Source organism: Hyalangium sp. (assembly GCF_045802625.1).
Lineage (GTDB): Bacteria > Myxococcota > Myxococcia > Myxococcales > Myxococcaceae > Hyalangium.
Map to the genome: position 1 here is coordinate 1 of NZ_JBJMQP010000257.1, position 2,258 is coordinate 2,258.

At 66.3% G+C, this 2,258-nt stretch carries 4 protein-coding genes; all 4 read left to right on the top strand.

Annotation, left to right across the window (positions count from 1 at the left end):
- Positions 1-261: 261 nt before the first annotated feature.
- Complete coding sequence (locus ACJ8AT_RS39630; RefSeq protein ID WP_407743197.1) at positions 262-804, top strand: DUF1643 domain-containing protein; 543 nt, start codon at positions 262-264, stop codon at positions 802-804.
- Entirely contained in the window at positions 797-1,258 is a 462-nt protein-coding gene (locus ACJ8AT_RS39635) for a hypothetical protein (protein WP_407743198.1), read from the top strand. The genes ACJ8AT_RS39630 and ACJ8AT_RS39635 overlap by 8 nt, the downstream gene beginning before the upstream one ends.
- A complete protein-coding gene (locus ACJ8AT_RS39640) occupies positions 1,255-1,683 on the top strand; it encodes an HNH endonuclease (RefSeq protein WP_407743199.1) in 429 nt (142 codons plus the stop codon). Before ACJ8AT_RS39635 ends, ACJ8AT_RS39640 begins: the two co-directional genes overlap by 4 nt.
- Before the next feature lie 35 nt (positions 1,684-1,718).
- Positions 1,719-2,258 (top strand): hypothetical protein (locus tag ACJ8AT_RS39645; RefSeq protein ID WP_407743200.1); only part of this gene is annotated, 540 nt, incomplete at its 3' end.

Consider the following 2,258-nt stretch of genomic DNA (forward strand, 5'->3'; position numbering starts at 1 on the left):
AGCACCGAGAAGCGCCTCGACGCGCTCGCGGACACCAGGCTCGGACCGCTCAAGGCCATGGCCGCCATGGCGGAGGAGCTGGGCGAGCTGGGCGAGATACCCGACGACCTATCGGAGCTGCTGACTTCAGTTGGGCTGTAATGCTCCCTCTGCTCATCGCCCTCCTGCTCCCGCCGTGCATACGTCGCCGCCTCCCGGCTGAGCTGTTCGACCCGGAGGCGGCGCTGCGCTCGGTGCTGGAGTACGCCGAGGAGGTGACAGGTGCCCGACTCGCCTGACGGACTCGACACGGGGGCCATCTTCTCCCCCTGCCGGACGTGGCGCTACCTCCTGTGGCGCTACTGGGACCGCTCCAAGCCCATCTGTGCGTTCATCGGCCTGAACCCGTCCACGGCGGACGAGACCCAGGACGACCCGACTGTCAGGCGGTGCATTCGCTTCGCAAAGGACTGGGGCTACGGCGCGCTGTGGATGCTCAACGCCTACGCCTTCCGTGCCACCGACCCGCGTGACCTGAAGCAGGTCATGGGCGGCATGGGTGCCATCGGCCCGCAGACCGACACCTACCTCCAGCAGGCGGCTGTCAACTGCGGCATTGTCATCGCCGCCTGGGGCGCCCACTGCCCCGGCTCGCGCCAGGACGAGATCAGGGCGATGTTCGCGGGCGCGGGCAAGCCGCTCTACCTGCTCGGCCAGACAAAGGACGGCTGCCCTCGGCACCCGCTCTATCTCCGCGCTGACACACAGCCTGTGCGCTGGATGCCTCCGTGGACGATGCGGCCCGCCAGGGTGGCCAATGGCTAGGTACAAGGGCGTCGCCCCAGAGGGGGCAGAGCGCGCGGAGGCGGTGACGCTCTTCCTGCGCGTCCCGGCCGTGGACTGGCCTCGATTGGTGCTGGGCGAGAAGACTGAGTTCCGCACTACACCACGCGAGGGGTCGCGCATCACCAAGGCTAAGACCCCAACTCCAGTTGTGGCGTACCGCACGCGCCGGGGCCACGACAACGACTACAAGCTCATGGTGCTGGAGGAGTTCAGGCGCGAGCCGCTGTTCGAGGTGTCACAGCACCCCGAGCTGCTGAAGCGCGAGGGCTTCGAGAACTACGACCTGTTCCGACGCTACTGGCGCGCTCGCCAGCACCGCGAGTTCGTGCCCATGGAGGTGGTGCAGGTCTGGCGCGTGCGTTCGTGGGAGGACGGCGATCTGGTCAGGCAGGGCTTCGAGCTGTTGAAGCGGTTGTACGGAGCCTACCTGTGACACGTATCGCCGCGATCTCCGACCCCCGCAGCTTCCATGAGGAAGCGCGCTACCAGGGCCTCTGCGCGGTGTGTGGCAGGGCCAAAGGGTCACGCCCTGACGGCTTCGGCCGCTACTGGCACGCGCACCATGTGTGCCCGAAGGGCATTCTCAAGCGCCTGCACCTCCCGTTGTACGACACGCGCAACGCGCTGCGGCTCTGCACGGACTGTCACATGGCATTCGAGTGGGCCGGACCGGGTAAGATCGCAGTGCCCGTCACCGTGTGGAAGCAGCAGAACGTGTGCTACGTGTGGGAAGTGCTAGGCGTCAGCGCAGTGCAGCTCGAAGACAAGTACGGGCCGCTCGACATTGACGAGCGGTGGGTGAAGCATCAACCAGAGGAGTGCGACCATTGTCAGAGAGCAACGGCACTGACCCCGTAGCGGCTGCCTACGCCGTGGAGCTGCCCGCAGGCGGCATGCTCCACCTTCAGACGCCCGATGAGGTGGACCTGTGGAGCCAGGCGCTTGAGCGTTACCGCGAGGACTACGTGCTGGTCAAGCACAACGATCTGGTGACACTCGGCGCACTGCTCCAGCAGCAGATCGTCATGTACCGCTGTCAGACGGCCATCAACGGCATGGAGCCAGAGCTGGACGCTCAGCAGGTCCCGACGGGGCGCTACAAGCGCGCCAAGATCGACGCGGCCGACGTGGCCATGTACCAGAAGGCCCTCACGGCCGCCGCGCAGGAGATGCGCGCGCTGGAGAAGCAGCTCGGCATCGACAAGGCCACCCGCGAGGCCGGTGGCACGCACACGGTGGACAACTTCGTCCGGCTGCTCAAGCGGGCGGCGCACGCGCGTGGCATTCACATCACGACTCAAGTTCTGGAGTACCAAAAGGTCTTCAAGGAACTGGGCTGGAAGCTGCGCATGCTCTACAAGGCCGACCCGCAGGACCGGGCCTACCACCACATCACGCCGAAGGCCGTGCTTGACTGGATATATGCCGAGGTG